This is a genomic window from Micromonospora noduli, from assembly GCF_003264365.1.
Taxonomy (GTDB): domain Bacteria; phylum Actinomycetota; class Actinomycetes; order Mycobacteriales; family Micromonosporaceae; genus Micromonospora; species Micromonospora noduli.
In genome coordinates this window covers 59,914-86,185 of record NZ_PYAK01000021.1, presented here as the reverse complement: position 1 = coordinate 86,185, position 26,272 = coordinate 59,914, and the positions used below count along the sequence as shown (strand labels likewise).

The 26,272-nt window shown below is 72.0% G+C and carries 24 protein-coding genes; 9 read left to right on the top strand and 15 right to left on the bottom strand.

The genetic code is table 11. The features are described from left to right. Positions 1-35 precede the first annotated feature (35 nt). The 8 genes from GUI43_RS17805 to GUI43_RS17770 all read right to left on the bottom strand — a co-directional run bounded on the left by GUI43_RS17805 (position 36) and on the right by GUI43_RS17770 (position 6,125). Positions 36-923 carry a hypothetical protein gene (locus GUI43_RS17805; protein ID WP_112582909.1) on the bottom strand — a complete coding sequence of 296 codons (888 nt, stop codon included), beginning with the start codon at positions 921-923 and terminating at the stop codon, positions 36-38. Next, on the bottom strand, positions 892-1,491 hold the full coding sequence (locus GUI43_RS17800) for a DUF3618 domain-containing protein (protein ID WP_112582908.1): 600 nt from the start codon (positions 1,489-1,491) through the stop codon (positions 892-894). Before GUI43_RS17800 ends, GUI43_RS17805 begins: the two co-directional genes overlap by 32 nt. A gap of 22 nt (positions 1,492-1,513) precedes the next feature. Then, complete coding sequence (locus GUI43_RS17795) at positions 1,514-1,909, bottom strand: phage holin family protein (protein ID WP_112582907.1); 396 nt, start codon at positions 1,907-1,909, stop codon at positions 1,514-1,516. Further along, positions 1,906-2,544: a hypothetical protein gene (locus GUI43_RS17790; RefSeq protein ID WP_112582906.1), complete on the bottom strand. Its 639-nt coding sequence runs from the start codon at positions 2,542-2,544 to the stop codon at positions 1,906-1,908. Before GUI43_RS17790 ends, GUI43_RS17795 begins: the two co-directional genes overlap by 4 nt. 126 nt (positions 2,545-2,670) lie before the next feature. Next, entirely contained in the window at positions 2,671-3,084 is a 414-nt protein-coding gene (locus GUI43_RS17785; protein ID WP_112605174.1) for a DUF3263 domain-containing protein, read from the bottom strand. A gap of 110 nt (positions 3,085-3,194) precedes the next feature. Then, complete coding sequence (locus GUI43_RS17780) at positions 3,195-4,211, bottom strand: ABC transporter permease subunit (RefSeq protein ID WP_112699316.1); 1,017 nt, start codon at positions 4,209-4,211, stop codon at positions 3,195-3,197. Beyond that, positions 4,208-5,218 (bottom strand): ABC transporter ATP-binding protein, encoded by a 1,011-nt coding sequence (locus GUI43_RS17775; protein WP_091403013.1) that lies wholly within the window; start codon positions 5,216-5,218, stop codon positions 4,208-4,210. The genes GUI43_RS17780 and GUI43_RS17775 overlap by 4 nt, the downstream gene beginning before the upstream one ends. Before the next feature lie 121 nt (positions 5,219-5,339). Beyond that, entirely contained in the window at positions 5,340-6,125 is a 786-nt protein-coding gene (locus GUI43_RS17770; RefSeq protein WP_091403015.1) for a DeoR/GlpR family DNA-binding transcription regulator, read from the bottom strand. Positions 6,126-6,325: 200 nt separating this feature from the next. On the opposite strand from GUI43_RS17770, the gene GUI43_RS17765 reads away from it, so the two are divergent. From GUI43_RS17765 to nagA, 3 genes are read left to right on the top strand one after another with little or no spacing between them, the layout of a single operon-like run. Further along, on the top strand, positions 6,326-7,255 hold the full coding sequence (locus tag GUI43_RS17765; RefSeq protein ID WP_112582903.1) for an SIS domain-containing protein: 930 nt from the start codon (positions 6,326-6,328) through the stop codon (positions 7,253-7,255). A gap of 55 nt (positions 7,256-7,310) precedes the next feature. Further along, entirely contained in the window at positions 7,311-8,261 is a 951-nt protein-coding gene (locus tag GUI43_RS17760) for an ROK family protein (protein ID WP_112699304.1), read from the top strand. After that, positions 8,258-9,367: an N-acetylglucosamine-6-phosphate deacetylase gene (nagA, locus tag GUI43_RS17755; protein ID WP_112582901.1), complete on the top strand. Its 1,110-nt coding sequence runs from the start codon at positions 8,258-8,260 to the stop codon at positions 9,365-9,367. The genes GUI43_RS17760 and nagA overlap by 4 nt, the downstream gene beginning before the upstream one ends. 56 nt (positions 9,368-9,423) lie before the next feature. On the opposite strand, the gene GUI43_RS17750 is transcribed toward nagA, so the two are convergent. Beyond that, positions 9,424-10,635: a DUF4032 domain-containing protein gene (locus tag GUI43_RS17750; protein WP_373861038.1), complete on the bottom strand. Its 1,212-nt coding sequence runs from the start codon at positions 10,633-10,635 to the stop codon at positions 9,424-9,426. 132 nt (positions 10,636-10,767) lie between these two features. On the opposite strand from GUI43_RS17750, the gene GUI43_RS17745 reads away from it, so the two are divergent. Next, positions 10,768-11,505 (top strand): phosphatase PAP2 family protein, encoded by a 738-nt coding sequence (locus GUI43_RS17745; protein ID WP_181518671.1) that lies wholly within the window; start codon positions 10,768-10,770, stop codon positions 11,503-11,505. A gap of 11 nt (positions 11,506-11,516) precedes the next feature. Next, complete coding sequence (locus tag GUI43_RS17740) at positions 11,517-12,755, top strand: APC family permease (RefSeq protein WP_112699303.1); 1,239 nt, start codon at positions 11,517-11,519, stop codon at positions 12,753-12,755. A gap of 28 nt (positions 12,756-12,783) precedes the next feature. On the opposite strand, the gene GUI43_RS17735 is transcribed toward GUI43_RS17740, so the two are convergent. The 5 genes from GUI43_RS17735 to GUI43_RS17715 form a co-directional block, all read right to left on the bottom strand. Continuing rightward, positions 12,784-13,488, bottom strand: coding sequence for an SMI1/KNR4 family protein (locus GUI43_RS17735; RefSeq protein ID WP_146765920.1), 705 nt, complete (start codon positions 13,486-13,488; stop codon positions 12,784-12,786). Positions 13,489-13,553: 65 nt separating this feature from the next. Then, positions 13,554-14,339 carry an ABC transporter permease gene (locus GUI43_RS17730; protein ID WP_112699301.1) on the bottom strand — a complete coding sequence of 262 codons (786 nt, stop codon included), beginning with the start codon at positions 14,337-14,339 and terminating at the stop codon, positions 13,554-13,556. Further along, entirely contained in the window at positions 14,336-15,325 is a 990-nt protein-coding gene (locus tag GUI43_RS17725; protein WP_112605155.1) for an ATP-binding cassette domain-containing protein, read from the bottom strand. The genes GUI43_RS17730 and GUI43_RS17725 overlap by 4 nt, the downstream gene beginning before the upstream one ends. A gap of 30 nt (positions 15,326-15,355) precedes the next feature. Next, a complete protein-coding gene (locus GUI43_RS17720; protein WP_112699300.1) occupies positions 15,356-18,208 on the bottom strand; it encodes an AfsR/SARP family transcriptional regulator in 2,853 nt (950 codons plus the stop codon). A gap of 227 nt (positions 18,209-18,435) precedes the next feature. Further along, positions 18,436-20,445 carry a potassium channel family protein gene (locus GUI43_RS17715; RefSeq protein WP_225855162.1) on the bottom strand — a complete coding sequence of 670 codons (2,010 nt, stop codon included), beginning with the start codon at positions 20,443-20,445 and terminating at the stop codon, positions 18,436-18,438. 95 nt (positions 20,446-20,540) lie between these two features. On the opposite strand from GUI43_RS17715, the gene GUI43_RS17710 reads away from it, so the two are divergent. The 4 genes from GUI43_RS17710 (at position 20,541) to GUI43_RS17695 (ending at position 24,589) form a co-directional block, all read left to right on the top strand. Continuing rightward, positions 20,541-21,029 (top strand): MSMEG_6728 family protein, encoded by a 489-nt coding sequence (locus GUI43_RS17710; protein ID WP_091403045.1) that lies wholly within the window; start codon positions 20,541-20,543, stop codon positions 21,027-21,029. A gap of 24 nt (positions 21,030-21,053) precedes the next feature. Beyond that, the gene (locus GUI43_RS17705; RefSeq protein WP_112582895.1) at positions 21,054-22,607 is read left to right on the top strand and encodes an FAD-dependent oxidoreductase; all 1,554 of its coding nucleotides are present in this window, start codon (positions 21,054-21,056) and stop codon (positions 22,605-22,607) included. A gap of 67 nt (positions 22,608-22,674) precedes the next feature. Beyond that, positions 22,675-23,883: a hypothetical protein gene (locus tag GUI43_RS17700; RefSeq protein WP_112582894.1), complete on the top strand. Its 1,209-nt coding sequence runs from the start codon at positions 22,675-22,677 to the stop codon at positions 23,881-23,883. 262 nt (positions 23,884-24,145) lie between these two features. Beyond that, positions 24,146-24,589, top strand: a complete 444-nt coding sequence (locus GUI43_RS17695; RefSeq protein ID WP_112582893.1) for an HNH endonuclease — start codon at positions 24,146-24,148, stop codon at positions 24,587-24,589. Positions 24,590-24,659: 70 nt separating this feature from the next. On the opposite strand, the gene GUI43_RS17690 is transcribed toward GUI43_RS17695, so the two are convergent. Beyond that, complete coding sequence (locus GUI43_RS17690; protein WP_249037777.1) at positions 24,660-26,204, bottom strand: serine/threonine-protein kinase; 1,545 nt, start codon at positions 26,202-26,204, stop codon at positions 24,660-24,662. Positions 26,205-26,272 lie beyond the last annotated feature (68 nt).

The following is a 26,272-nucleotide window of genomic DNA, read 5'->3' as shown; positions in this document are numbered from 1 at the left end:
TTGTCACCCGACCGGGTGTCAGTGGACCAAAGCGCCTACCCGAACTCGCAGAACACCACCGAAGCGTCGTCGGTGGACTTGTGTCGGCGCAGCCGATCGGGATGGTCGCGCTCGGCGTCCCGCACCCGGTCGATCAACGCGCCCGGACCGTCGGCGCTCAGCAGGTCCAGCAGACCGGCCCAGTCGGTCAGCGCGAACTGCTCCACCGCGCTGGACGCGCCGTCACTGAGCAGTGCCGCCCGCCGTAGCGCCCCCGGACCGCGCCGGGGCGCGGTCCCGGTGACCGCGTGGAAGGCCGCGTCCGGGTCGGAGGCCGCCACCCAGTAGCCGTGGGTGCGGTTCATCCGCTCCCGCTGGACGCTCACCGCGTGCCGGAACCGGGTGACCGGGTCCGCAGCGCCGCCCGGCACGACGGCCACGGTCTCCCGCAGCTCCGCCATCGCCGTGTCCAGCCGGTTGTCGGTGACCACGCTGACCTGCCCGCCGGCGTCGAGGACCAGCGGGCTGTCGCAGAGCACCAGGTAGTCCACCTGATCCCCGCAGTCCCGCAGGAGGCAGACAGTGCTGGACGGGGTGCCCGGATGGTCGAGGTCGCACTGCCCGCCGTGGTCGGCGCGTACGGCGAGGATGGCCGCGGCCAGGTTGCTGGTCAGCCGGGCGGCCGGGCGTACCGCCTCGGCGACGCCGATCCGGGCCGCCAGGTGCCGGACGTACCACTCGGGCCCGTGTACGCAGCCGGTGTCGAAGCCGTCCGGCACCGTCGCGCCGTCCAGGACACCCACCAGCGGGCCGAACCGGAAGACCAGGTCCTCGTTGACCGGCCGACCGGGGGCCGGCGCGGACGCGGAGCGTACCCGCATCACCGGCGCCGGCCCCGGCACACCGATCGGGTCAGCGCTGTCGAAGGTCGTCGACGGCCGCATGCGTCTCTCCCTGCACCTGACCGGCGGCCGAACGGCCCTGGTCGCGTACCGCGGACACGCCCTGCTGGGCGCTGGAGCGGACCGACTGCGCCGCCTGCTGCGCAGGCTCCCGCAGGTTGTCCTGCATCTGATGGCCGACCTGGCTCGCCTGCTCGCGCAGCTCACCAGAGTGCTCACTCACCATGCTCCGCGCGCGTCCGGCGAGTTGCCGCTCACGTCCGCTCGGCGGGATCAGGGAGGCGGCCAGCAGGCCGACTCCGAAGGCGACCAGGCCGGCGGCCATCGGGTTGCCCTGAGCCTGCTCGCGGGATTGCTGCCCGAGCGAACGGGTCTCGTCACGAACCGAACCGGCCGCGTGCGACATCCGCTGGGTGGCCTCTTGCCCCATGTGACTCGAGCTGCCCATCATCTTCTCCTTCGCTCGGGTGAACGCCCCGCGCGCCTGCCCGACGCGGTCACCGGCGATCCGACGCGGGTTGACCCTGTCGGTCAGCGCGTCGACGTCACTGCTCAACTCGTTGCGGGTGGTCTCGATCTCCCGCCGGATTTGATCCGGATCACTGGACATGACCTTTTCCCTCCCGACTCGTTCACCGACCCCGCAGGGCGTCCGGCAGCTCCCGGGCAGTCTGCTTCGACCGGGGCAGAACCGCACGAGCCCGCTTCAGCTGGGTCCGGGCGTTGATGAAGAGACCACCGGCCACGGCGGCCCAGATGACCGCGACGATCAGCGCCGCCCACCCCTGGTCCATCGTGTTGGACAGCCCCCACCAGAGGGCGTACGACAGGAAGAGCACCGCCAGGAACCCGGCCAGCCCGGCACCGCCGAACATACCGCCAGCCTTTCCTGCCTGGCTGACCTCCTCGCGCAGCTCGGCCTTGGCCAGCTCGACCTCCTTGCGCATCAGAGTGGAGACGTCCCGGGTCACATCGCCCAGCAGTTCGCCGACCGAAGCCTGGGTCCGTTCCTTCTCCGGGGCGCTCACGGTGCCACCCCGCCGGGCAGGTCTCGCGCTTGTTCACCGGCGGGCGTGACGTTCTGCGCCCGCGCCGTCCCCACGTACGGCTGCTGACCGACGTCCGCCGGTGCGCCCTGCGCGGGTGACGGAGCACCGGAGGCACTACCACCCTGACCGTTGCCCGAGGCCGGCGCGGTCAGGCCACGGGTGAGCCGCCCGACCAGCAGCCCGGCTAGCGCAGCGCCCGCGAGAAACGTCGTCGGATGCTGCCGCGCGTACGTGCGAACCTCGTCGAGCACCTCGCCGGGTTCGCGCTCGTCGAGCCAACCGGCTGCCTGCTGGGCGGCGTCGGCTGCCTTGCGTACCACTTGACCGGCCAGCCCGGAATCGCCGTCCCGTTCGGCCATCGAACTGAGGTTCTGACCCAGGTCGCGCAGGCCCGCTGCGGCCCGCCGCTGCTGCGTCTGCGCCTGGTCCCGCAGCTGCCCAGTCGCCTCGCCGGTCAACTGCTGGGCCTGCCGCCGCGCCTCTGCGGCCACCTGCCCGCCCTGCTCAGCTGCGGTGTGGGCGACCTGACCCCCGGCCTGCGCGGCCTGCTGGCCGACGCGCGAGGCCTCCTGGCGGGCCTGCTGACCTCTGCCGCTCTGGTTCGTTGCCGTCATACCCCGCTCCCTTCCTGGGCCCAGGGTCGCGTGCGACCCCGGAACGCCTCCCGCCTACCCGCCTGGCCAGCCGGCATGCGGCTGGGCGGGCGGTCGGCGAGCCAACGACGCCGGGGCGGTGTTCGGTCAGCGGCGGCGGTTACGGGCGCGGGACGAGCGCAACCGGCGGAGTCGACTGATCAGCACGGGGTCGGCGGCGAGGGCTGCCGGATTGTCCAGCAGGGCGTTGAGCAGCTGGTAGTACCGGGTCGACGAGATCCCGAAGGTGTCCCGGACGGCCTGCTCCTTGGCGCCGGCGTGCCGCCACCACTGCTGCTCGAAGGCGACGATGGCCCGCTCCCGCTCGGTCAGCCCCGGCGTGGGATCAGCGGGATCAGTGGGCTGCGCCGGCTCGTTGTCGGCTGGACCCGACTCGTCGGCGGTCTCGATGGGAGGCGCCGGTCGGGGATTCGGGACGGTCGGCCCGGCAGCACCCACGGCCTCACCCGGGCGAGCGTCGATGGACGGCTCGGGGGCGGCCGGGGTGGTGTCGGCGGACATGTCGTTCAGCCTAGTCAGCGGCGACCAGGGACGCAGCAGGCGGCGCGGCCGGTCCGTACCGCCGGGAACCCCGACGGCCGGGCCGGCCGCGCCGCGTCGCTTCGGTCAGGTCAGGAGATGTCGCGGCGACGCATCGCCCAGAGCGCCGCCCCGAGGATCACCACCACCCCGACCGAGAGCAGGATCGAGGACTGCTGCCAGGTGATGTCCATCGTGGCCGGCTTGCACTCCCCGTAGTAGGTCGCATTGCAGGAGTTCCAGTCCTGCAACGTGACCGTCTTCGTCATCCAGGCCAGCACGTACGTGGGCAGCAGCCAGGCCTCGGCGAACCGCACGCTCGCCATGGACAGCAGGATGCCGAGGCCGAACTGGCCGACCACCATCACCGCCACCACGCCACCGAGGGCCATCGCGGTGTGCCGACCGAGCGAGGCGAGGGCGAAGCCGATGGTGGTGAGCACCAACACCAGCACCACGCCGCGTACACCGGTCAGCATGAACGACTGCCAGGTGCCCGAGGTCATCTTCTCGGTGCTGCCCCGGAAGTTGGCGACCGCCCAGAACCCGGCGAACCACAGCACCGCGGCAGGAAGCGTCACCGCCAGGATGCCGGTGAGCAGCGCGGCCAGCTTGGTGAGCAGTACGGTGAGCCGCTTCGGCCGCCAGAGCAGCAGGTTCATCATGCCGCCGGTGCTCCACTCGGCACCGACGAAGGACGCGCCGATGACGAATCCGACCAGGGCGAGGATCGCCGCGAACGGAATCAGGGTCTCGGCGAACGTCTCCTTGAAGTCGAAAGTCGAGGGCAGGAACCACTCGGCCTTGATCTCCTCGCGGGGCGGCGGGGTGATCACCGAGCAGTCGTCCGGGTAGCGGCCGTCGGTCGCCGTGCCGGCCGTCTTGGCCTGCTCACACGCGGCCCGCTCCTGCTCGCTCCAGCGCATCTGCTCCTGGTACTGCTGGTCGGCCTGACGCTCCGCCTGGGCGAGCTGGCCGGCGTCGATCTTCTGGTTGGTGAAGAACACCCCGACCACCACCGCGGCCAGCACCAGCAGGCCGAGCAGTGTCATGTAGCGGGTGAAACGCCGCTTGCTGAGCCGGCGCAGCTCGGTACGAAAGAGGCTCACGCGCCCCACCCTCCTCCGGCGGGACCGGGCTGACCCGTCCCACCGACCTTCATGGACTCGTCGACCTGCCGGTGCTGACCGGGTACCGGCGCGGTGGCGGTCAGTTCGAGGAAGACGCTCTCCAGGTCGACGGCGATCGGCGCCAACTCACTGACGTAGAGGTTCTTCTCGGCGAGCAGCCGGGTCACCGAGGCCGGCTTGTCGACGCCGGCCAGCATCAGGTGGTCCGGGTGACCGGTGACCCGGATCCCGGCCTGGGTGAGCGCCTCGGTGGCCACCGGCAGGTCGCTGACCGCCTCCAGCCGGATCCGGACCGCACCGGACGAGTGCTGCGCGAGCACCTCGTCAACCGGACCGAACGCAACCCGCCGGCCCAGCGAGATGATGGTTACCGAGTCGCAGATCAGCTGGATCTCACCGAGGATGTGGCTGGACAGCACCACTGTCATTCCGGACTCGGCGAGCGTCCGCATCAGCGTGCGCATCTCCCGGATACCGCCCGGGTCGAGGCCGTTGGCGGGCTCGTCGAGGATGAGCAGCTTCGGGTTCTTGAGCAGGGCCGAGGCCACGGCGAGCCGCTGCTTCATGCCCAACGAGTACGTCTTGACCCGCTCGCCGGACCGGTCGCGTAGCCCGACGAGTTCCAGCACCTCGTCGACCCGGACGGCCGGCACCTCGCCCGCCCCCGCGAGCAGGGACAGCGTGTCCCGGGCCGTGAAGTGCGGAAAGAACTGCGGGCTCTCCACGATCGCGCCGACCTGGCCGGCGACCGTGGGCAGCGCGTCGGGGACCTCGTGTCCGAGCAGCGCCATCCGGCCGCCGTCGGGTCGGATCAGGCCGAGCAGGGTACGCAGCGTGGTGGTCTTGCCGGACCCGTTGGGACCCAGGAAGCCATGCACCTGCCCCGCGTCGACCCGCATGTCGAAGCCGTCGAGCGCGTTGCGGGTGCCGCGTCGACGACTCTTGTACGTCTTACGTAGACCTTCGATCTCCAGGACAGCTGGCAAGCTGCACCTCCCCCGATGGGTGGGCGTGACAGCCGACACCATACGCGGTATGCAGAAGCGCGCAATACGCGGTATGCATCGACGCGCCGATCAGGCCAGTTCATCGACCGAGCGTGACCCTTCAGGCGCAGATCACCTGCACGCCGGCGGCGCGGAACGCGTCCACCACCTCCGGCGCGGCACCGGAGTCGGTCACCAGCGTCTCCACCCGCTCGACCGGGCAGATCCGGGCGAAGGCGTGACCCCCCAGCTTGGACGAGTCCGCGATGATCACCACGCGCTTGGCGCGGGCCACCATCAGGTTGTTCATCGCCGCCTCCCCCTCGTGGTGGGCGGCGGCGCCGAGCTGCGGGTCGATCGCGTCCACGCCGAGCAGGGCGACGTCCAGGGTGACCTCGCGCAGCAGCGCCCCGCCCAGCGGGCCGACCAGCTCGAACGACTTCGGGCGCACCACGCCGCCGGCCACCACGACCTTCATCCGGGATCGAACCAGCAGCTCGTTGGCGATGTTCAGCGCGTTTGTCACCACTGTGAGCTGGGCACCTTCGGCACTGGTGTTCAGATCCGGTCGCACGGCGAGCGCCCTCGCCACCTCGGTGCTGGTGGTGCCGCCGTTCAGGCCGACCACGGTGCCCGGCGTGACGAGCGCGGCGGCAGCCGCCCCGATCCGCTGCTTCTCGGCCGAGTGCTTGGCCGTCTTGTAGCGCAGAGGCAGGTCGTACGACACGCCGTTGGCGACCGCGCCGCCCCGGGTCCTCGTGATCATTTGCTGCTGCGCGAGCTGGTCGAAGTCACGCCGGATGGTGGCCTGGGAGACGTCCAGCCGCTCGGCTGCCGCCTCGACGCTGACCCGGCCGTTGTCGGTCAGCATTTCGAGCAGGGCGTTCCATCTGGCGTACCGGTCCACCGCGGGGGCCCTCCCAGCAACTGCACGGACGGTGATTGATTGCGTGCACACTAGTGCGCGAAACTAGGCTGGCGCAAAAGGCTGACCTGCGCGATCGGCCGGCCGGTTGCCATGGTCACCCGCGTTCGCGCAGAATAACGCGCGAAATGCGGGTCTAACGAGCCGTATTGCGCACCGATCGGCCCTGCGAGGAGTTTCCCATGGCGTACGTGGACGCGGAGATCGCGAGCCAACCCGACTGCTGGCGGGAGGCGGCCCGGCTGGCCGAGGTCGTACGCGGTGACCTGCCGCGCCCCGGGGAGCGGGTCGCCGTCGTCGGTTGCGGCACGTCGTGGTTCATGGCGATGGCGTACGCGGCCCGCCGCGAGCAGGCCGGCCAGGGTGAGACCGACGCGTTCCAGGCGTCCGAGTTCCCCGCCGGCCGCCGCTACGACCGGCTGATCGCGATCACCCGCTCCGGCACCACCACCGAGGTGCTGGAACTGCTCGCCGCGCTGCGCGGACGGACACCCACCACAGTCATCGTCGGTGACCCCACGTCCCCGGCGGTCGAGCTGGCCGCAGCCACCGTGGCCATGCCCTTCGCCGACGAACGGTCGGTGGTGCAGACCCGCTTCGCGACCAGCGCGCTGGCCCTGCTCCGGGCCCAGCTCGGCGACCCGGTGACCGCGCTCGCCGCCGACGCCGAGGTCGCGGTGCGATCCCCGCTGCCGATCGACCCGGCCACCATCGAGCAGGTCACCTTCCTCGGTCGGGGGTGGACGATCGGGCTGGCCCAGGAGGCGGCGCTGAAGTGCCGCGAGGCGGCCACCTTCTGGGCCGAGGCGTACCCGGCGATGGACTACCGGCACGGGCCCATCTCGGTCGCCGCGCCGGGCCGGCTGGTCTGGGCGTTCGGTGAGCTGCCCGACGGGCTGCCCGAGGACGTGGCGGCCACCGGCGCGGCCTTCGTGCACAGCCGCACGCATGGCTGGCGCACCGTGCTGGGCAGCTGGTCCGCCGGCCGTACCCCGGTCGACCCGATGGCCGACCTGATCCTGGCCCAACGCTTCGCGGTCGCGCTGGCCACCAGCCGGGGCCTCGACCCGGACGCGCCCCGCCACCTGACCCGGTCCGTGGTGTTGGCGTGAGCGCGAGGAGTGAGCCGGGGTTGCGAGCCCCGCAGTCGCGAACCGAGCTGGCGCCGTGAGCGACCGCGTGGTCGTTGCGCTGGACGTCGGCGGCACCGGCATGAAGTGCGCCCTGGTCCGACCGGACGGCGTCGTGGTGCGCACCGAACGGCACCCCACCGACGCCGCACGCGGCCCGGCCGCCGTGGTCGGCACCATCCTGGAGGTGGCCGGCGGGCTGGCCGACAAGGCCCGCGCCGACGGGTTCACCCCGATCGCGGTCGGCATCGCCGTGCCCGGGGTGGTGGACGAGGCACGCGGCGTCGCGGTCTGGTCGGCGAATGTGGGCTTCCGGGACGTACCCCTGCGGGACCTGATGGTGCAGCGGCTCGGCCTGCCGACGGCGCTCGGCCACGACGTGCGTGTCGGTGGTCTCGCCGAGGCCCGGCTCGGCGCCGGACGCGGCGCGGGGCACGTGCTGTTCGTGGCGATCGGCACCGGCATCGCCGCCGCGCACGTCGTGGACGGCACGGCCGCGGTGGGGGCCCACGGCGCAGCCGGGGAGATCGGCCACATCCTGGTCCGGCCCGACGGTCCACGCTGCGGCTGCGGCCGCCCCGGCTGCCTGGAGGCGATGGCGTCGGCCGCCGCGATCGGCCGCCGCTACGCCGAACTCGCTGGCGACACCGCGGACGCCCCGGTGACGGCGGCCGGGGTGGCCGAGCGGGCCGCGGCCGGCGAGCAGCTCGCCGGACAGGTCTGGCAGGAGGCCGTCGAGGCGCTCGCCGACGGCCTCGCCAGCGGGCAGGCGCTGTTCGACGTGGCGACGATCGTGCTCGGCGGCGGCCTGGCCCAGGCCGGAGACCTGCTGCTGACCCCGCTGCGGGCGGCGCTGCACGAACGAATGACCTTCCACCGGGAGCCGCAACTGGTCGCGGCAGCCCTCGGCGACGAGGCTGGTTGCCTCGGTGCCGCCCTGCTCGCCCTGGACGCCATCGGTGTCCGTGACCATCAGGAGAAGCGATGACCGTACGGGTGAACGGCCGAGTGGTGACCCCGACCGGAGTCGTCCGACAGGGCTGCGTCGAGTGGGACGGTGATCGGATCACAGCGGTGGCCGAGTATCCGTCGGTGCGCGACGGGCACTGGATCCTGCCCGGATTCGTGGACATGCACACGCACGGCGGTGGCGGGCACACCTTCACCACCGGGGACGCCGACGAGGCCCGCGCGGCGGCCGACTTCCACCTCGCGCACGGCACCACCACGCTGCTGGCGAGCCTGGTCAGCGCGCCCTTTCCGCTGATGCGTACGGCCACCGAGGCGTTCGCCCCGTTGGTCGACGAGGGCGTGTTGGCGGGAATCCACTTCGAGGGGCCGTACCTGTCGGCCGCCCGCTGCGGCGCACAGAACCCGGAGTACCTGCGCGACCCGTCGACCGACGAGCTGACCGAGCTGATCGAACTGGGCCGGGGCGCGATCCGGATGGTCACCCTGGCCCCGGAGCGCGACGGTGCGCTGGAGGCGATCAAGCTGCTCACCGCGCAGCGGGTGGTGACGGCGGTGGGCCACACCGACGCCACGTACGAGCAGACCCGCGCCGCGGTCGCCGCCGGCGCGAGTGTCGGCACCCACCTGTTCAACGGGATGCGGCCGGTGCATCACCGTGAGCCGGGGCCGGTGGTGGCCCTGCTCGACGCGCCCACCGTGATCTGCGAGCTGGTCGCCGACGGGGTGCACCTGCACGACGGCATGCTGACCTTCGTCACCGCGACCGCCGGCCCGGACCGCGCCGCACTGATCACCGACGCGATGGCCGCCGCCGGCATGCCCGACGGCGAGTACGAGTTGGGCGGCCAGGCCGTCACCGTCGCCGACGGTGTGGCTCGACTCGCCCGCGACGGCGCGATCGCCGGCAGCACGCTGACCATGGACGCCGCGCTGCGGCACGCCGTGAACGCCGGAATCCCGATCGCCGACGCCGCTCGGATGGTGGCCACCACCCCGGCGCGGGCCATCGGCCTCGGCGACCGGCTCGGGGCCCTCCAGGTGGGTCTCCGCGCCGACCTGGTGGTGCTCGACGACGACCTCAACGTGGTGCGGGTGCTGCGCGGAGGCTCCTGGGTGGAGTGACGGGGGCGTCCGTCCCCGCCGGCGCTCGCATCCGCCGGAGCAGGCGGAGGCCCAGCTCAGCCGATGGCGGGGACCTCGACGCCGAGGACGGCCTGCTCGTCGGGGCGGTGCACCAGCACGTCGGACAGGTACGACTGGACCGCGTGGCGCATGCCGACGTCCCGGCCGGCCTTCTCGGAGAGCAGCCACTTGTGCTCGATGATCTGGGCGAACAGCTCCTGCGGCTCCAGCTTGCGGCGCAGGTTCGCGGGGACGGCCCGGACCACCGGCTCGAAGACCTCGGTGAGCCAGCGGTGCGCGGCCTGCTGCTCGTCGATCAGGTCGCTCTCCGCGCGGTAGGCGTCCAGGTCGTTGAGCAGCTTGCGGGCCTGGTTCTCCTCGGCGTCCAGCCCGGTCAGCCGCAGCAGCCGGCGGGTGTGGTAGCCGGCGTCGACGACCTTCGGCCGAACCAGGAACCGCCCGTCGTCGATGGACGACATGGCCACCTCGGCGACGTCGAAGCCCAGCTCGTTGAGGCGGCGGATCCGGCCCTCGATGTCGTGCCGGGCCTCCCGCTCGATCGCCTGCTCATAGGTGATCTCGTGCCAGAGCCGCTCGTAGCGCTGCACGACCTCCTCGCAGACCACCTCGGGGTCGATGGACTCATGCAGCAGGCCGGCGGCCTGCAGGTCCAGCGCCTCACCGAAGATGTTCACCCGGGCGATCTCCAGGTCCTCACCGCGCTGACCGTTGGAGAGCGAGTTGTGCAGGGCACCCGTCTCCGCGTCCACAAGGTAGGCGGCGAAGGCGCCCGCGTCCCGCCGGAACAGCGTGTTCGACAGCGAGCAGTCGCCCCAGAAGAAGCCGGTCAGGTGCATCCGCACGATCAGGGCGGCGAGCGCGTCGAGCAGCCGGCTCATCGTCTCCGGCCGGAGGGTGTGCGAGAAGAGCGCCCGGTACGGCAGCGAGAACTGCAGATGCCTGGTGATCAGCACCGATTCGAGCGGCTCCCCGTCCTCGGTCTGCCGGTCGGCGACGACCGCCACCGCCTCGACCGAGGGAAAGTCGATCCGTTCCAGGGCCCGGAGCAGGTCGTACTCCCGCTCGGCGATCCGCTCGCGGGTCTCCTTGAACGCGTACACGTAGTCGCCCAACCGGACGAAACGGACGATGTGCCGGGAGATGCCCTGTGGCAGCGCCACCAGGTGTTGGGCAGGCCACTCCTCCAGCGGTGTCGACCAGGGCAGGTCGAGCAGCGCCGGGTCCACGAGGGCAGACGTGATCCGCACGGGCACAAGCATGACTGGTCGCCCCCCTCATCCGCCCCTGATCGTGGTTGGGCCCACAGCGCCGCACACCCCGGTCTCGCGCCGGGCCGGTAGCGTGGTCGCGTGCTCAAACCCACAGCGGTACGACGTGACCTGCGGCTACGGCCCGTCCGCCCGGCCGGCTGGTGGTTCGACGTGCTCCTGCTGGTCGGTCTGGTCGGGTTGACGGTGGCGCTCGCCGCCGACCAGCTCTTCGGATTGGACCGGGCGGTCGCCGACTGGGCCGACGGGCACCGGCCGGCCGCCGCGTACTGGGTGGCCCGGGTGCTGAACTTCCTCGGCCAGGGCACTCCGCTGACGTTGATCGCCGCCGGGCTGGGCGTGCTGCTGGCCGTCCGGCTGCGGTCGGTGCGGCCGATCCTGCCTCCGGTGGTCGCGTTCGTGCTGACCAACCTGACGATCGGCCCGCTCAAGATCTGGACCGCGCGGGCGGCACCGAGCGCCAGCGTCAAGGAGCCGTTCCTGACGCCCGAGCAGACCCTGCCGCTGTTCCACGACGACCTGCCGGTGCGGTTCGCCCAGTCCTACCCGTCGGGGCACGTCGCCAACGCGATCGTCTGGTACGGGGTCATCGCGATGCTGCTCGCCCCGCTGGCCCGCAGCTTCGGCCGCCAACTGCCGGCCCGGCTCGTCACCGTGATCCGCGTCGTGCCGCCGCTGGTCGTCCTCACCACCACCACCTATCTCGGCTGGCACTGGCTGACCGACTCGGTGGCCGGGCTGCTGCTGGGCCTGCTCCTGGACCGGCTGCTGCACCGGGCACCCTGGGACGGGGTGCCGCTCCCGGGCCGGTTACGCGGATGGGACCGGCCGTTCACCTCGTACCCCTAGGGTTCTGGTTCGTGAATCAACTGGCGCGGCGGCTGGGCGTACCCGATGCGGTTGTCATCGGGTTGGGCTCGATGCTGGGCGCGGGCGTCTTCGTGGTCTTCGGCCCGGCGGTGGCGGCGGCCGGTGGTGGCGGCCTGCTGCCCGCGCTCGGGTTGGCCGGCTTCGTCGCCTTCTGCAACGCGACCAGCTCGGCGCGACTCGCGGCCCGTTACCCGGAGTCCGGTGGCACCTACGTCTACGGCCGGGAGCGCCTCGGGCCGTTCGCCGGGTTCCTGGCCGGCTGGGGCTTCGTGGTCGGCAAGACGGCGAGCTGTGCGGCGATGGCGTTGACCGTCGGGGCGTACCTCTGGCCGGGCCAGGCCCGGCTGGTGGCCGTCGGCGCGGTGCTCGCGGTGACCGCCGTGAACCTGCGCGGCATCGGCAAGACCGCCACAGTGACCAGGGCGTTGGTCGCGCTGGTGCTGGCGGTGCTGGCACTGGTCGCCGTCGTCGGCCTGGTCGGTGGGCCGGTGCACCTGGACCGGCTCGGCGAGCCCGGCGGTTCGGCGCGGGGCGTGCTCACCGCCGCCGGGTTGCTGTTCTTCGCCTTCGCCGGGTACGCCCGGATCGCCACGCTCGGCGAGGAGGTCCGCGACCCGCAGCGGACCATCCCGCGCGCGGTGCCGCTGGCGCTCGGGGTGGTGCTCGTGATCTACCTGGTGCTGGCCGTTGTCACCCTCGGCGTGCTCGGCGCCGACCGGCTGGCCGATTCCGCCGCGCCCCTGGTCGACGTGGTGACCGCCGCCGGGCTGCCCGGCCTGGCGTGGGTGGTCCGCGCCGGTGCCACCATCGCGGTCGTCGGGGTGCTGCTGTCACTGGTCGCCGGGGTCGGTCGGACCACCCTCGCCATGGCCCGCCGCCGTGACCTGCCCGGCGCGCTGGCCGCCGTGCACCCGGTGCACCAGGTGCCGCGCCGCGCCGAACTGGCGGTCGCCGGCGTGGTGATCGTGGTGGTGCTGCTCGGCGACGTACGCGACGCGATCGGCTTCTCCAGCTGCACGGTGCTCGTCTACTACGCGATCACCAACGCTGCGGCACTCACCCTTGGCCGGGACCCGGACCGGCGGTTGCCGGTCCGGGTGCTCGCCGGTCTGGGGCTCTTCGGTTGTCTGCTGCTGGCGGTCAACCTGCCGCTGAGCAGCGTGATCGCCGGCTTCGGTGTGCTGGCGCTCGGCGCTGTCTGGTACGCCGCCCGCACCTCACGACCTTGAGTTACCCCTTCTGGCAGGGGAAGCGGCCTCAGTCCGCGAACACGACGCGCAGCCTTGGCCGACCGATGTCATCAACCCAGGGCTCCACTCCCACAACAGCCGCCTCGTCAGGCGCCGACACCACCGCAGTATAAATGTCGCCCCCATAAATCATCGCGGCGTAGCTGTCGATCTTCACCATATTCGAAACGTCCTCGTACCCACCCAATAAAAGGGAAGGCGTAAGGACAACATTCTCATTGAAAGGCACGCGGCCGAATTTTTCGACACAAGCCAGTGCCGTCGGGTGGGAAGGGCTTATCGCATTCTGCACGATCTCCTGATCCAAGAAGTACGCAAACGAATTGAAGATGGGACGGACGCTCAAAAGATTCACGTCGAGGAGGTAGACGACATCCTCGTAGGAGCTTCCGGTCCAACGCAGCGCATACTGATCTCCGAACGCGGTCTCGCCAAACATAAGGAAGGAGGGATCCGCCTTTTCGCCCCAGGCGAATCGCCATCCCTCCACCTCGTTCCAGGACCGGAGATCCATATGCCGGTCCTCCCGAACCCCGAAGACGCGGTTCATGCCGCTGTGCACTGTGAATCCGTTCGCGATGCGAAGAGCTGCTGCATAGACGCTCGGCAGCCCTGCCAGGAGCCTCTCCGTCTGGTCAGAATCGTCCAGAGCCTCTCCCACGTCTGCAAGCTCCAACTCGCGCAGACGCCGGAGAACATCACCTTCGCTCATCGCACCCCTGACCACATCACGGAATGTACACACCGCTCACCTTTTCAGCGTCAGCCCGGAGGAGTTCAACGACTCAGCCGCTGGTAGCGGCGCACGGCCAGCGGGGCGAACGTCGCGATCAGCAGCACCGGCCACAGCACCGCCAACAGCATCGCGTGCTCCGCCGGCCAGGAGTCTCCACCCAGGCCCGGGTTGCCGAACAGTTCGCGGATCGCCGCCACTGTGGCCGACAAGGGGTTCCACTCCGAGATCGTCCCGATGACCGGAGGCATCAGCTCCGGCGACACGAAGACGTTGGAGATCGCGCTCAACGGGAACGCCGCCGGAAAGACGATCACACCGACCGTTTCCGGGTTGCGGACCAGCAACGCCAGGTAGATCCCGACCCAGGTGATCGCGATTCGCAGCAGTAGGAGGAGACCGACGGCGAGCATCGCCTTGCCGACACCCTGTCGCCACTGCCACCCGACGAGCAGGCCACACACCAGGAGGGTGGACATCTCCAGCAGGGCGCGCAGCAGGTCGGCGGCGCTGCGACCGGTCATCAGCGCGGACCGTGCCATCGGCATCGACCGGAACCGGTCGACCACGCCCCGGCTGAGGTCCAGCGCCACGCCGGTCGCGGTGGCCCCCAGCCCGTACAGCATCGTCATCACGAAGACCCCGGGCAGCAGGAACTCGCGGTAGTTGCCGCCACCCGCCACCTGCATGCCGCTGCCGAACACGTACCCGAAGACCAACACGAACATGATCGGCAGCGAGAAGTAGAGGATCAGTTCCTCCGGCGCGCGGACCACGTGGGTCATGTTCCGCCTGGTCATCGTCCAGCCGTCGGCGATCGCAGTGGTCATGCCATCTCCACAGTTCGTCCGGCCCCGACGGGCTCGCGGGTGTCGTCCGGCCGGTGCCCGGTCAGGTGCAGAAACGCCTCGTCCAACGTCGCGCGTCGCAGGCCGATGTCCTCGACCGCGATCCCGGCGTCGTCCAGCGCGCGAACCACGTCGACCAGGCCGGCGACGCGATCGAGCACCGGCACGCTGAGCCGTCGGACCTCCGGATCGAGTTCGGGCTCCGCACCGCAGATCGGCGCGACGAGACGGGCCGCCTGGCTCAGCTCGGCCGCGTCGCGGACCACCACCTCGATCCGGTCGCCGCCGGTCATCGCCTTCAGCTGGTCCGGTGAGCCCTCGGCCACCACCCGACCGGCGTCGATCACCGAAATCCGGTCGGCGAGCTGATCGGCCTCCTCCAGGTACTGCGTGGTGAGCAGCACCGTCGTCCCGTCCGCGACCAGACCGCGGACCAGATCCCACACCTGGTTGCGGCTGCGCGGGTCCAGGCCGGTCGTCGGCTCGTCCAGGAACAGCACCCTCGGCGTACGGATCAGGCTGGCGGCGAGGTCCAACCGGCGACGCATCCCACCCGAGTACTCACCGGCAGACCTGCTCGCCGCCTCGTCGAGCCCGAACCGTTCCAGCAGCTCACCGGCGCGTCGGCGGGCCTCCCGTCGGCCGAGCCGGAACAACCGGCCGAACAGCTCCAGGTTCTGCCGGCCGCTGAGGATCTCGTCGACCGCGGCGTACTGCCCGGTCAGCCCGATCCGGGCGCGCACCTCGTCCGGCCGGCGCAGCACGTCGTACCCGGCCACTGTGGCCCTTCCCGTGTCGAAACGCAGCAGCGTGGTGAGGATCCGTACGGCCGTCGTCTTGCCCGCGCCGTTGGGTCCCAGCAGTCCGTGGACCGTGCCGGGCGGCACGGTCAGGTCGAACGTGTCGAGCGCGCGGGTCGGGCCGTACCGCTTGCCCAGACCCTCGGCGACCACCTCGAATGTCGTCATGCCCCCACGGTGCGGCGGGGCGCTGACGGATCACGCACCGCCCGCTGACGGCGGCGCACCGGCCTTCTCCGCCTCGGTGATCTCCTTCAGGACGAGAATGATCTCCGCACGGGCGGCCTCGCCGACGTACCAGCCGGTGAGCCCGCCGGTCAACGCCTCCTCGCAGAACCGCCTCGCGGCGGCCAGGTCCCCGCGCACCCGGGCCACCTGGGCGAGGCCGAGCCGGGCGCTGGCCACGAACTCGGGCGCGCCGCTGCGCTGCGCGAGGAGCAACGCACCGGCGAAGTCGTCGTGCGCCCCCGCGAGGTCACCGGCGCGCAGCCTGATCTCGCCCCGGGTACGCAGCATGTCGGCCTGGTCGACGGCCGACCCGAGCGCCTCGACCAGTCCCATGGCCTCATCCATGTGGGTGCCCGCGGTCGCCGGGTCGCCCTGCCAGGCGGCCAGTTCGCCGAGCGCACCGAGCGTGATCATGGTGCCCCACCGGTCCCCGGTGCCGCGGAAGCCGTCGAGCGCGGTGGCCAGCGCTGCCCTCGCCCGGTCCCGCTGGTCGCTCCACATCAGCGCCGAGCCGGTGCCCATCGCGCCGAGCGCGTTGATCCACGGGTCCGGGCCGACCAGCTGTCGCAGCTCCCCCATCAGCTCGTCGACGTCCTCGGCACCGCCGGACGGCGGTCCCGTCGAGATCCCCGACAGGTACAGCAGGAAGGGCTGTCGGGGCGGCCCGTCGAGGCTGCGAATCACGGACCGCTGCGTCCCGAGGGACGGCAGAGGGCCGGAGCCGGCGAGCGAGGCGTTGTAGACGCAGAGGGCGAACTCCTCACCCAACCCCGGCGGCGCCTCGGTGCCGAGCAGTTCGAGGACGTCCGCGGCGAGCCGCGCCCCTTCCCCGCGCATGCCGCGCAGCCACCAGTAGAACGACAGGGCCGCGACCATTCCGGCCGCCTCGGACGCGTCACCGGCCGCGGTGGCCCGGCGCAACGCCGCGTGCAGGTTGTCCCGCTCCGCGTCGAGCCGTCGCAGCCAGTGCAGCTGCTCCGCGCAACGAAGGTGATCGCTGGCGGTCCAGGCGAATTCCAGGAAGTACGCGGTGTGCGCGCGACGGAGCTGGTCGGCCTCGCCGGCCTCGGCGAGACGCTCGGCGCAGAAGGCCCGCACCGTTTCGAGCATCCGGTACCGACCGCCGGTCATCTCCACGAAGGACTTGTCGACGAGACCGGTGAGCGCGTCGACGAACTCGGCGGTGGGCAGGCCGCAGATTCGCTCGGCCGCCTCCAGCGTGGCCCCACCGGCGAAGACGGTCAGCCGTCGGGCCACTTCCCGTTCGGCGTTGTCGAGCAGATCCCAGCTCCACTCGACAACGGCCCGCAGAGTGCGGTGTCGCGGCGACACGGCCCGGTTGCCCGTCGACAACAGCCGGAACCGGTCGTCGAGACGTGCGGCCACCTCGGCCACGGACAGCGCACGCAGCCGCGCGGCGGCCAACTCGATCGCCAGCGGCAGGCCGTCCAGGCTGCGGCAGATCCGCAGCACCATCTCGACGTTGGCCGGCGTGACGGTGAAGTCGGGCGCGACGTCGGCGGCCCGCTGGGCGAAGAGGCCGACCGCCGCGTACTCGTCGGCGTCCAGCACGGACGCGCCGAGCGGCGGCACTGTGAGCCCGGACAGCGGGCACAGCGCCTCACCGGCCAGCCCGAGCGGCTCCCGACTGGTGGCCAGGACGCGCAACGCCGGGCATGCGCTCAGCAGCCGGGCGGCCAGCCGGGCCGCGTCGACGAGGACGTGTTCGCAGTTGTCGAGCACCAGCAGCAGTTGCCGCTCGGCGAGCGCCTCGACCAGCCGGTCGGTCGTCTGCCAGCCCGACTCGGCCGGGGCGCGCAGGCCCGCGTCGCGCAGGCCGAGCGCGCTCAGCACCGCCTGCGGAACGTCCGACCCGTCGGCCAGCCCGGCCAGCTCGACGAAACGGACCTCCCCGTCGACCCGGCCCGCGGCCTCGATCGCCAGGCGCGTCTTGCCCGCGCCCCCGGGGCCGGTGAGGGTGACGAGCCGGCGATCGCCGAGCAGGTCGCCGACACGCTTGAGCTCCTCCTCGCGCCCGACGAAGGTGGTGAGTTGACTCGGCAGCACCGGTTCAGCCGACCCGCGTTCCTCACCGCGCAGCACCGCCAGGTGGACCGCGGCCAACTCCGCCGATGGGTCGACGCCAAGCTGCTCGGCCAGCGTGTGCCGGGCGTCCTCGAACTCGGCCAGCGCCTCCGCCGGCCGACCCAGTGCCGCCAGGGCACGCATGAGCTGGCCCCGCGCCCGCTCCCGCAACGGATGCGCGACGACCAGCTCCCGTAACTCGGCGATCAGCGTGCCGTGTACGCCCAACGCCAGGTCCGCCTCGACCCGATCCTCGATGGCGGCCAACCGCAGCTCCTCCAGCCGGGCCGCCTGCGCGGGCGCGCCGGCTGCGCCGATGGCATCGGCCAGGGCGGGACCACGCCACAGCTCCAGCGCCTCGCGCAACACCGCCGCCGCCCGGTGCCAGTCGCCGCCGACGAGCGCGCGGCGCCCCGCCTCGGCGAGCCGTTCAAACCGGTACGCGTCGACGTCGTCGGGATCCACCGCCAGGCGATAACCGGCCGGGTGAAACTCGACCGGGTCGTGCCCGGCGGGCAGGGCCTGGCGCAGCCGCGACACCTGGGACTGGAGCGCGTTCGCCGCGCCCCGGGGCGGATGCTCCCCGTACAGGCCGTCGATCAGGCGCTCCGCGGAGACCACCCGGCCCGCGTCGAGCAGGAGGAGCGCCAGCAGGGCGCGCAGCCGCGGACCGCCCACGGGGACCTCTCGCCCGTCGGCCAGCACCACCTGGGTCGGCCCCAGGATGCGGAAACGCATGCCATGGATTGTCGCCCACTGCGCGCCGGTTCCTGCGGCCCGAACCGTCGACCCTTCGGTTTAGGAGGGCCACTCACGCTCCGGGTGCTCGTTGTCCCACACCACGTACATCGGGGACAAGCCCGCGCGATGGGCCTGCTCGCATTGAGCGGTATTCCTCTGAGTCATATTTATGACTCAGAGGAATACCGCTCAAAAGACAGACACGTCCGGCGCGGAGCGTCTGGTCACTGCTCTTCGCTCGTTCGGGTTCGAGGATCACTACCGCTGGAAGGTGCGGGGTGACCTGCCGGTTGCCCTGTCGCGTCGGGGGCCGAGGCGGCGACCTCCCAGTCGGTCGACGCCGGCAACGACCCGGGGACCGCCGTCGATACAGACGGCTCCTCGCCAGCGGTGGGCTCGGCCGCAACGGCGCCCGACTGGGTGGGCACGGGCCGGGGCACCGAACCCACGTGCCCCTGCGGCATGGTCACCTTTGCCGAGGCGGGCGGGGCGCACTGCCGCGTCAGCCAGTCCAACCCGCGCCGCCGGGCGACCACGGTCAGCCGGTCACCGGCGAAGATCACCTGCCGAGGGTCGAGGTCCTTCCACCAGATGGTCTTGGCGCCGCCCGCCGGGGTGCGGGCGATCAGCCGGACCTGCCCGTCCCGGTTGACCACACCCAGCGGTCGACCGTCCAGCTCGGAGCCGGCGGCGACCGGCACCTCGGCGACCGGCAACGCGTGCCGGTCGACCGGGATGGTGCTGATCACGGCGCGTTCGGTGAGCGCCCCGATGAAGGCCGGGGCGGCCAGGTAGGAGACCGAACGGGACACGCCGAGCGCGAAGGTCTCCTCCACCCGTTCGGCGAAGTCACCGTCGAAGAGCCGAAGCACCACGCGCAGGTCGGCGCGGAGGTCGCGGGCAGCGAGCGCCGCCTCCAGGTTGGCCACGTCGTCGGTGGACGCCACCACCAGCGCCTGGCAGTCGGCCACCGAGGCGGCGACCAGCGTCTCCGGCAATGCGGCGTCGCCGACGATCAGCGGCACCTCCAGTTGGCGGGCCAGTGCGGCGCCGCGCGGCTCCGGATCCTTGTCGATCGCCACCACCTCGACGTCGTACTCGCGCAGCTGCGCCATCACCCGGGTGCCGACGTTGCCCAGGCCGATCACCACCACGTGCCCGACCCGCGCGGGTTGCAGGCGGCCGGTGTGCAGGGCCAGCCGGGCGTTGACGATGCCGTCCACCACGACGGCGGTGATCAGTGGGATCAGCGCCAACCCGGCCAGGTTGAGCACCACCTGCATGATCTGGGCGTCCGCCGCCTTGGTGGTGTCCGGGTCGGCGCCGCTCAGGGTGGTGACCAGCGTCAGGTACAGCGCCTCCAGCGGAGAGACGTCCTCAGCCCGGGAGATCAGCGCTCCCAGCACCGCGATCAGCGCGAGCACCGCCATCACCGCTATGCCGATCTTGCGGGTGGCGAAGCCACGTACCGCCCCCATCACCACCGCGACCGGACGACGCCGCCGACGTGCCTTGACCAATCGGCGGGCGGCGACCTCGGTGCCCGCTGGCTGACCGGTCGCCTCGGCGAGCACCAGGTCGGCGCCGGCCTGCTCGGCCGGCAGCAGCTCCACCCCCTGCGTCTCACTGAGGTGCGCCAACGCGCAGACCACGTCCTGCGGTCGGACGTCGGCCCGCCGCGCCACCCGCAGCGTCTTGTCCCGATGCTGGAAGGAACTCGGGTCGACCTCGTTGAGCGCGGCGGCCACGAAGGCCGGCGCGGCCATCTCGGCGTCGGAGAGCACCTCGACCGGGGCCTTGAGCAGCTTGCGTACGCCGTCGGCGAGAGTGCCGTTGAACATCCGCAGCACCTGGCGGACCCGCTGGTCGACAGCCTGGGCGCAGAGCGCGGCGTGCAGGTTGCCCACGTCGTCCTGGTGCAACAGGGCCAGCCCCGTCGCGCCGGCCAGACCGGCGGCCTCGAAGGTGGCCACGTCCAGCCGGTCCGAACGGACCACGCGGACGCCGCGCAGCCCGGCCACGTCCGGCCCGTTGCTGCGGTAACGCTCGGGCACCACGACTGTCACCCGGGCCCCACCCGTCGGCAGCTCGGATTCGAGCATCGCCCGGGCCACGTAGTAGGCGAGCGCGTCCCTGCCACAGATCACGTAGTGCGGGCGCGGATCACCGACGGACCGCAGCCGCCAGTTCCACTCGACCGCCCGTCGCGCCCGGTCCCGCCACGGCTCCGCCATGCCCGGATCGTAATCAGCACGGCCACGGTGGGCGACCCCGTCCGGATCATCCCGGGACCAGGTATGTCCGCTCCGGCGACGGGTAGAGCAGCGCCATGCAGACGTTCCTCCCGTACCCGGGCTTTCTGGCCAGCGCCCGCACGCTGGACCAGAAGCGGCTCGGCAAGCAGCGGGTGGAGGCCATCCAGGTGCTGCGTGGACTCACCCGACCCGGGTACGGCTGGCGCAACCACCCGGCGGTGAAGATGTGGGCCGGGTACGAGGAGGCGCTCGTCCGCTACGGGCTGGACATGTGCGCGGTCTGGACCGAACCGGGGCGGGCCGACACCTGCGCCACCACGATGACGGTCGACCTCGCCGCCGCCTGCGGGGCCGGCGTGATCCGAACCCAGGACGAGCTGGCCCGAGCCGGTGAGCTGCCACCGTGGCTGGGCCGCGACGACCTGCACCTGAGTCACCGCTCGTCGCTGCTGCGCAAGGACCCGACGCACTACCGCCCGCTGTTCGGCGACGACGTGCCGGAGGATCTGGAGTACGTCTGGCCGGCCTCCGACCGTCCCCGCCGTTGCTTACCAGCCGACTGATCCAAAGTGGGGCAGACTGGGCCCATGGCGCTGTCGCAAGTGGTAGGTCGGCTGATCGGCGTACGGCAGCACCAGGTGGACCCGGGCGGCGGTGGCGCCGACCGGGTGCCGCGACCGACCACGGCGCTGGTGGTGGGTGGCGGCATCGCCGGGATGTCGGCGGCGGTGGTGCTGGCCGAGCGGGGTGTGGCGGTCACGGTGCTGGAGGCGGCACCCACCCTCGGTGGTCGACTGGGCGCCTGGCCGGAGGCGCTCGCCGACGGCAGCCAGCAGAACGAGCACGGCTTCCACGCGTTCTTCCGGCAGTACTACAACTGGCGGTCCATTCTCCGCCGGATCGACAGTGACCTGGGCTTCCTCAAGCCCATTCCGGGCTACCCGATTCTCAGCGAGCAGTGGCCGACCGAGGAGTTCGGCAGGTTGCCACCCGCGCCACCGGCGAACCTGCTGGCGCTGCTGCTGCGCAGCCCCAGCCTGCGCCTGGCCGACCTGCGACTGATGGACCGGGACGCGGCGCTGCCGCTGCTCAGCTACGACCCGGTGCGCACCTACGCCGACCTGGACGACACCACAGCCGACGAGTTGCTGGCGTCGCTGCGACTGCCGGACCGGGCGCGGGCGATGCTGTTCGAGGTCTTCTCGCACTCGTTCTTCAACCACGAGGCGGAGATGTCGGCCGCCGAGATGGTCGCCCAGTTCCACTTCTATCTGCTCGGCAACCCGGAGGGGCTGGCCTTCGACTGCCCCGACGAGGACTACGCCACGGCGATCTGGGAGCCGCTGACCCGGCACGTGGAGAAGCACGGCGGCCGGGTCCTCACCGGCTGCGCCGCCACCGGGGTGCACCGCGACGCCGAGGGCTGGCGGGTGACGACCACCGACGGCGGCAGCCATCCGGCGGGTCACGTCGTGCTCGCCGTCGACCCGCCGGCGCTCGCCGCGCTGGTGGCGGCCTCCCCGGACCTGGCCGAGCAGGCACCCGAGCTGGCGGCACGGATGCCGGCCTTCGGCACCCCCGGCCCGCCGTACGCGGTGGCGCGGTACTGGTGTGACGGGGACGTGGCCGCCGAGCGGGCGGTGTTCAGCGGCGTGTCCCGCCAGCCCACTCTGGACTCGGTGACGCTCTACCACCGGCTGGAGAACGAGCCGCGGCGCTGGGCGCAGCAGACCGGAGGGTCGGTCGTCGAGCTGCACGCGTACGCCTGCGAGCCCGGCGTGCCGGCCGAGGAGCTGGCCGAGCGGATGCGCCGCGAGCTGGTCGCGCTCTGGCCGGAGGCTGGCGACCTGCGGGTCCGCGAGCTGCGGGCCCGGGTGGAGGCGCAGGCGCCGGCGTTCACGCCGGGCAGCCACGCCTGGCGGCCGGGGGTACGAACCGACGCGAACGGCCTCTACCTGGCCGGCGACGGCATCGCCACGGGCTTCCCGAGCGCGTTGATGGAACGCTCGGCGGCGACCGGGATCATCGCCGCGAACCACATCCTGCGCGCGGAGGGTGGCGCGGCCGAGCCGGTGCGCTCGATCCGACCGCGTGGGCTGTTGGCCGGTCGCACCGGGCCAAATCGACAAAACACAACATAAGCCACCGTACGCTGCCGTACGCTCGAATGATCAACCGTCGATCGGCCGGGCGGGAGGGCAGCGGGAGATGTCACCACTGCACCGCGCCGGCGCGGAGAACGGTTCGTCGATCGACGAGATCGGCCGCGACGACGCGTACCCGCTGATGCGCGACGAGCGCGCCTGCATCGTCACCGCGCTCCGGCTGGGTTGGTGGATGGCGGACGCCTATCACCACGGGCAGCACGCCGAGCCCCGCGCCTTCGTCGAGGCCCGCCCAGCCGTACCGCCGGCCAAACTCTCCAACCTCACCGAGATGTCCGCCCACCGTCGGATGCGGATGTACCTCGACGGGGTGGACGTAGCCCTGGCCCAGATCGCCGACCTCACCCGGCACACCGGGCCGGTGCCCGACACGTCGGCCGCCCGAGCCCTGCTCCCCGACCTGGGCCAGCCCGACCCCGCCGACCCGGTGCCGCTGCTGCTCGCCCTCGACGACCTCAACGTGGAGGTGCTGCGCTGGGCGATGGCCGCCAACCATCGGGTCGGGCTGGCCTACCGACTGGGCCGTTCAGTGGCCGACACCGTCCGAGCCGGCGACGTCTCGCAGTTGCTGCGGCAGTTCGGCGGCCGGCAGGTCCAGATCAGCAGGTGGTTGGACGAGCTGGCCAGCGTGCTGCCGCCGTACTCGGCCGCGGTGGTGCGCCGCTCGCTGGCCGCCTGGGCGAGCGCTGTCGACCGGGCCGGCCACGGGGACCCGACCGAGCCGACGCCCGCCACCCTGAGCCGGGCGCTACGCGGCCAGGGTGACCTCTGGCGCGACGTGCTCACCGGCGGCCTGCACCCGCGCGACCTGCTCGACGAGGAGGACTACGCGGTGATCGCCAGGAACCTGATCATCCGAGACCGGCGACTGGTGGCGCAGGCGGCCCGAGGCATTTTCTGGCCGGTGCTCGTACCCCTGCTGTTGGTGCTCTTCGCGGTCGTCGGGGTGAGTGCCGCCGCGGCCGCCGGCTCACCGACCACCCGGGCCACCGTCGCCCTGGTGGGCCTCGGCGCCGGGCTGGCCGCGATCTGGAGGTCGGTCTCCGGGCCCGCCCTCGCCGTCGCCGGGGAGGTCAACCGGCCGCTGCTGGACAGCGAACTCACCGCACGGATGGCCCTGCGGCTGAACCGGCCGCTGACCACCGCCCAGGTCTCGGCCAAAGCAGCTCCCCGCACCCGTCGCCAGCGGCGTCCCGACGAGGCTGGCCGATCGAAATACGTTGCCCGTGTCTCCCGGGTCGACCTACCGTGAGCGCGCAAGGTCAACCACCACCGCGGGAGCAGCTCATGACGACATGGCACGTCAGCACCGTGCTGTCGACGCTGCCCGGTGACGGTTACCGAGCGGAAGGTCCCTGGGCGGGCCGGCCCGACTGACGCGTATCCGTACGCGCTGAGCCGCCCCGTCCGACAGCCGGACCGGGCGGCTTCTTGCTGTCCGTCCCTCATCGCCCTGTTCGTCGTCGCCTTGCAAGTCGTCGCCATGTTCGTCATCAGCACGGAGGGAGATCCCGGTGGACGCCGTCCTCGTCATCAACGCCGACCTCGGCCCGCTGCACCGGGTCACCGTTCAACACGCTGTCCGCATGCTCTGCCGCCGGGTGGCCGAGATCCACGAGGCCGAGCCGGACCGGGTGATCGGGGTCTTCCCGCTGCCCCGGGTGGTGCGGCTGGTCCGCTTCGTGGTCACCCGGTGGAGGTTCAACTCCGGGCCGGCCTGGTCGCGCGCCGGTGTGCTGCGCCGCGACGACCGGTGCTGCGCGTACTGCGGCGGCCCGGCCTCCACCATTGACCACGTCCTGCCCCGCTCGCGCGGCGGCCGGAACACCTGGCGGAACACCACCGCCGCCTGCTACGCCTGCAACCAGCGCAAGGGGGACCGGACGCCAGCGGAGGCGGGCATGCCGCTGCGTCGGGAGCCCGTGAACCCGGGCTGGGCGGCGCTGGCCGGGCGGTGACGGACCGGCCGGCGGGAACGGGGGGCCGCGTCCCGGGTACGTCCCGGGCGCGGCACCCGCCGGCCCCCGATCAGACGGCGCGTTCCTTGACCTTCGACTGCATCTGCCCATTGGGGCACTGCACCCGGATCTCGCTGCGGTGCTCCGCGGAGGTCAACTCGACCACGATCTGCTTCGCCGGACCCGGGTCGTACCCCTCGACCCGGAAATCGGGCGCAAGCACCACAGTGAGCACCTCGACCGACCTTCCCACGCAGCGAGCAGTGACCGTCCCGCCACGAGCGTCGACGGGTACAGCGGCGGCAGCGGTGGGAGTCGGCGCGGTCGGGGTTGGGTCAGAAGTGGGGCTCGTCGGGCCCGGGACCAGTGTCCCGCCCGGAGCGGCCGGAGGGCTGATCCGGGTAGCGGGCGCGGTGTTCCTGGTCGGCGGCACCGCGGTCGGTCCGGCATCGGCAGCGTCGGTCGACTCCTCGGTGCGGGGCATCCCCACCGTGGTGGTGCCCGGGCCACTGCCGGTCGGCGCTTCGATCTGTCCCTGTCGACGATTGCTGAAGTCCCCGAGCGACCCGGCGAGCGCCACCGCGGCGATCACGGCTCCGCCGACCGTCAGAATGGCTCGCCGCCGACGCCACGGCCCGCGCCTCATCCGCACCGCCGAATCCCGGGTCGGCCCAGCCCTTGTCTGCCCGGTGCCGGTCGGCTCGGCCCCGGTTGGTGCGGCCGTGGTTGTGGCGCCGGTCGACCCGGGGCCGGTCGACTCAGCGACGTTTGCCGCCGAGGCAGCGGCAGCCGCCTCAAGGGCGGCGCCGCTGGCGGCGGCGAGCAATATGCGGGCCGCGTCGGCGGCCGACGGCCGGTCGGCGGGGTCGCCGGCCAGGCACCAGCGGTAGAGCCGGTGCACCTCGGGCGGTACGCCGTCGATCGGGGGCAGCGGGTCCGGCTCGACGAGCGTGTGCACGCGGAGCATCCCGGTCTGTGTCTCAGCGGGCCACGGCAACCGGCCGGTGAGCACCCGGTACAGCAGCAGGCCGAGGGCGTACACGTCGCTGGCCGGCAGCACCTCGCCGGCCAGCAACCGCTCCGGCGCCAGGTACGCCGGCGTGCCCAGCAGCCGCCCCTCGAAGTCGATCTCCGGCGCGCCGGCGGCTGCCGCGATGCCGAAGTCGAGCACCTTCGCACCGGTCGGCGTGAGCATCACGTTGCCCGGCTTGATGTCGCGGTGCACCAACCCCTGCTCATGCGCGGCGGTGAGGGCCGAGGCCACCTCGGCGCACACCCGCAGACCGGGGCGCGGCGGCAACGGCCCGACCACCAACCGGTGTTCGAGTGTGTGACCGCCGAGCAACTCCATCACCACGAACGGGACCTGGGCACCGTCCAGCACCGATTCGCCGTAGTCGTAGACGCCCGTCACGTGGGGATGCGACAGCCGGGCCGCGGCCTTGGCCTCGCCTCGGATCCGCTGTCGGGCGTTGGTGTCCGAGGCGACCAACACCTTCACCGCCACGTCCCGTTCGAGCACCTCGTCGTACGCCCGATGCACCGCCGACATGCCGCCACTGCCAAGGCGCTCCAGGAGCCGGTAGCGGCCCGCAAGCAACTGATCACGCTGCACAACGGACAGCCTGCCGTACCGGCCTGAGAACCGGGCACTCGGGATCGAAATCCCGCGATGAGTGGGGT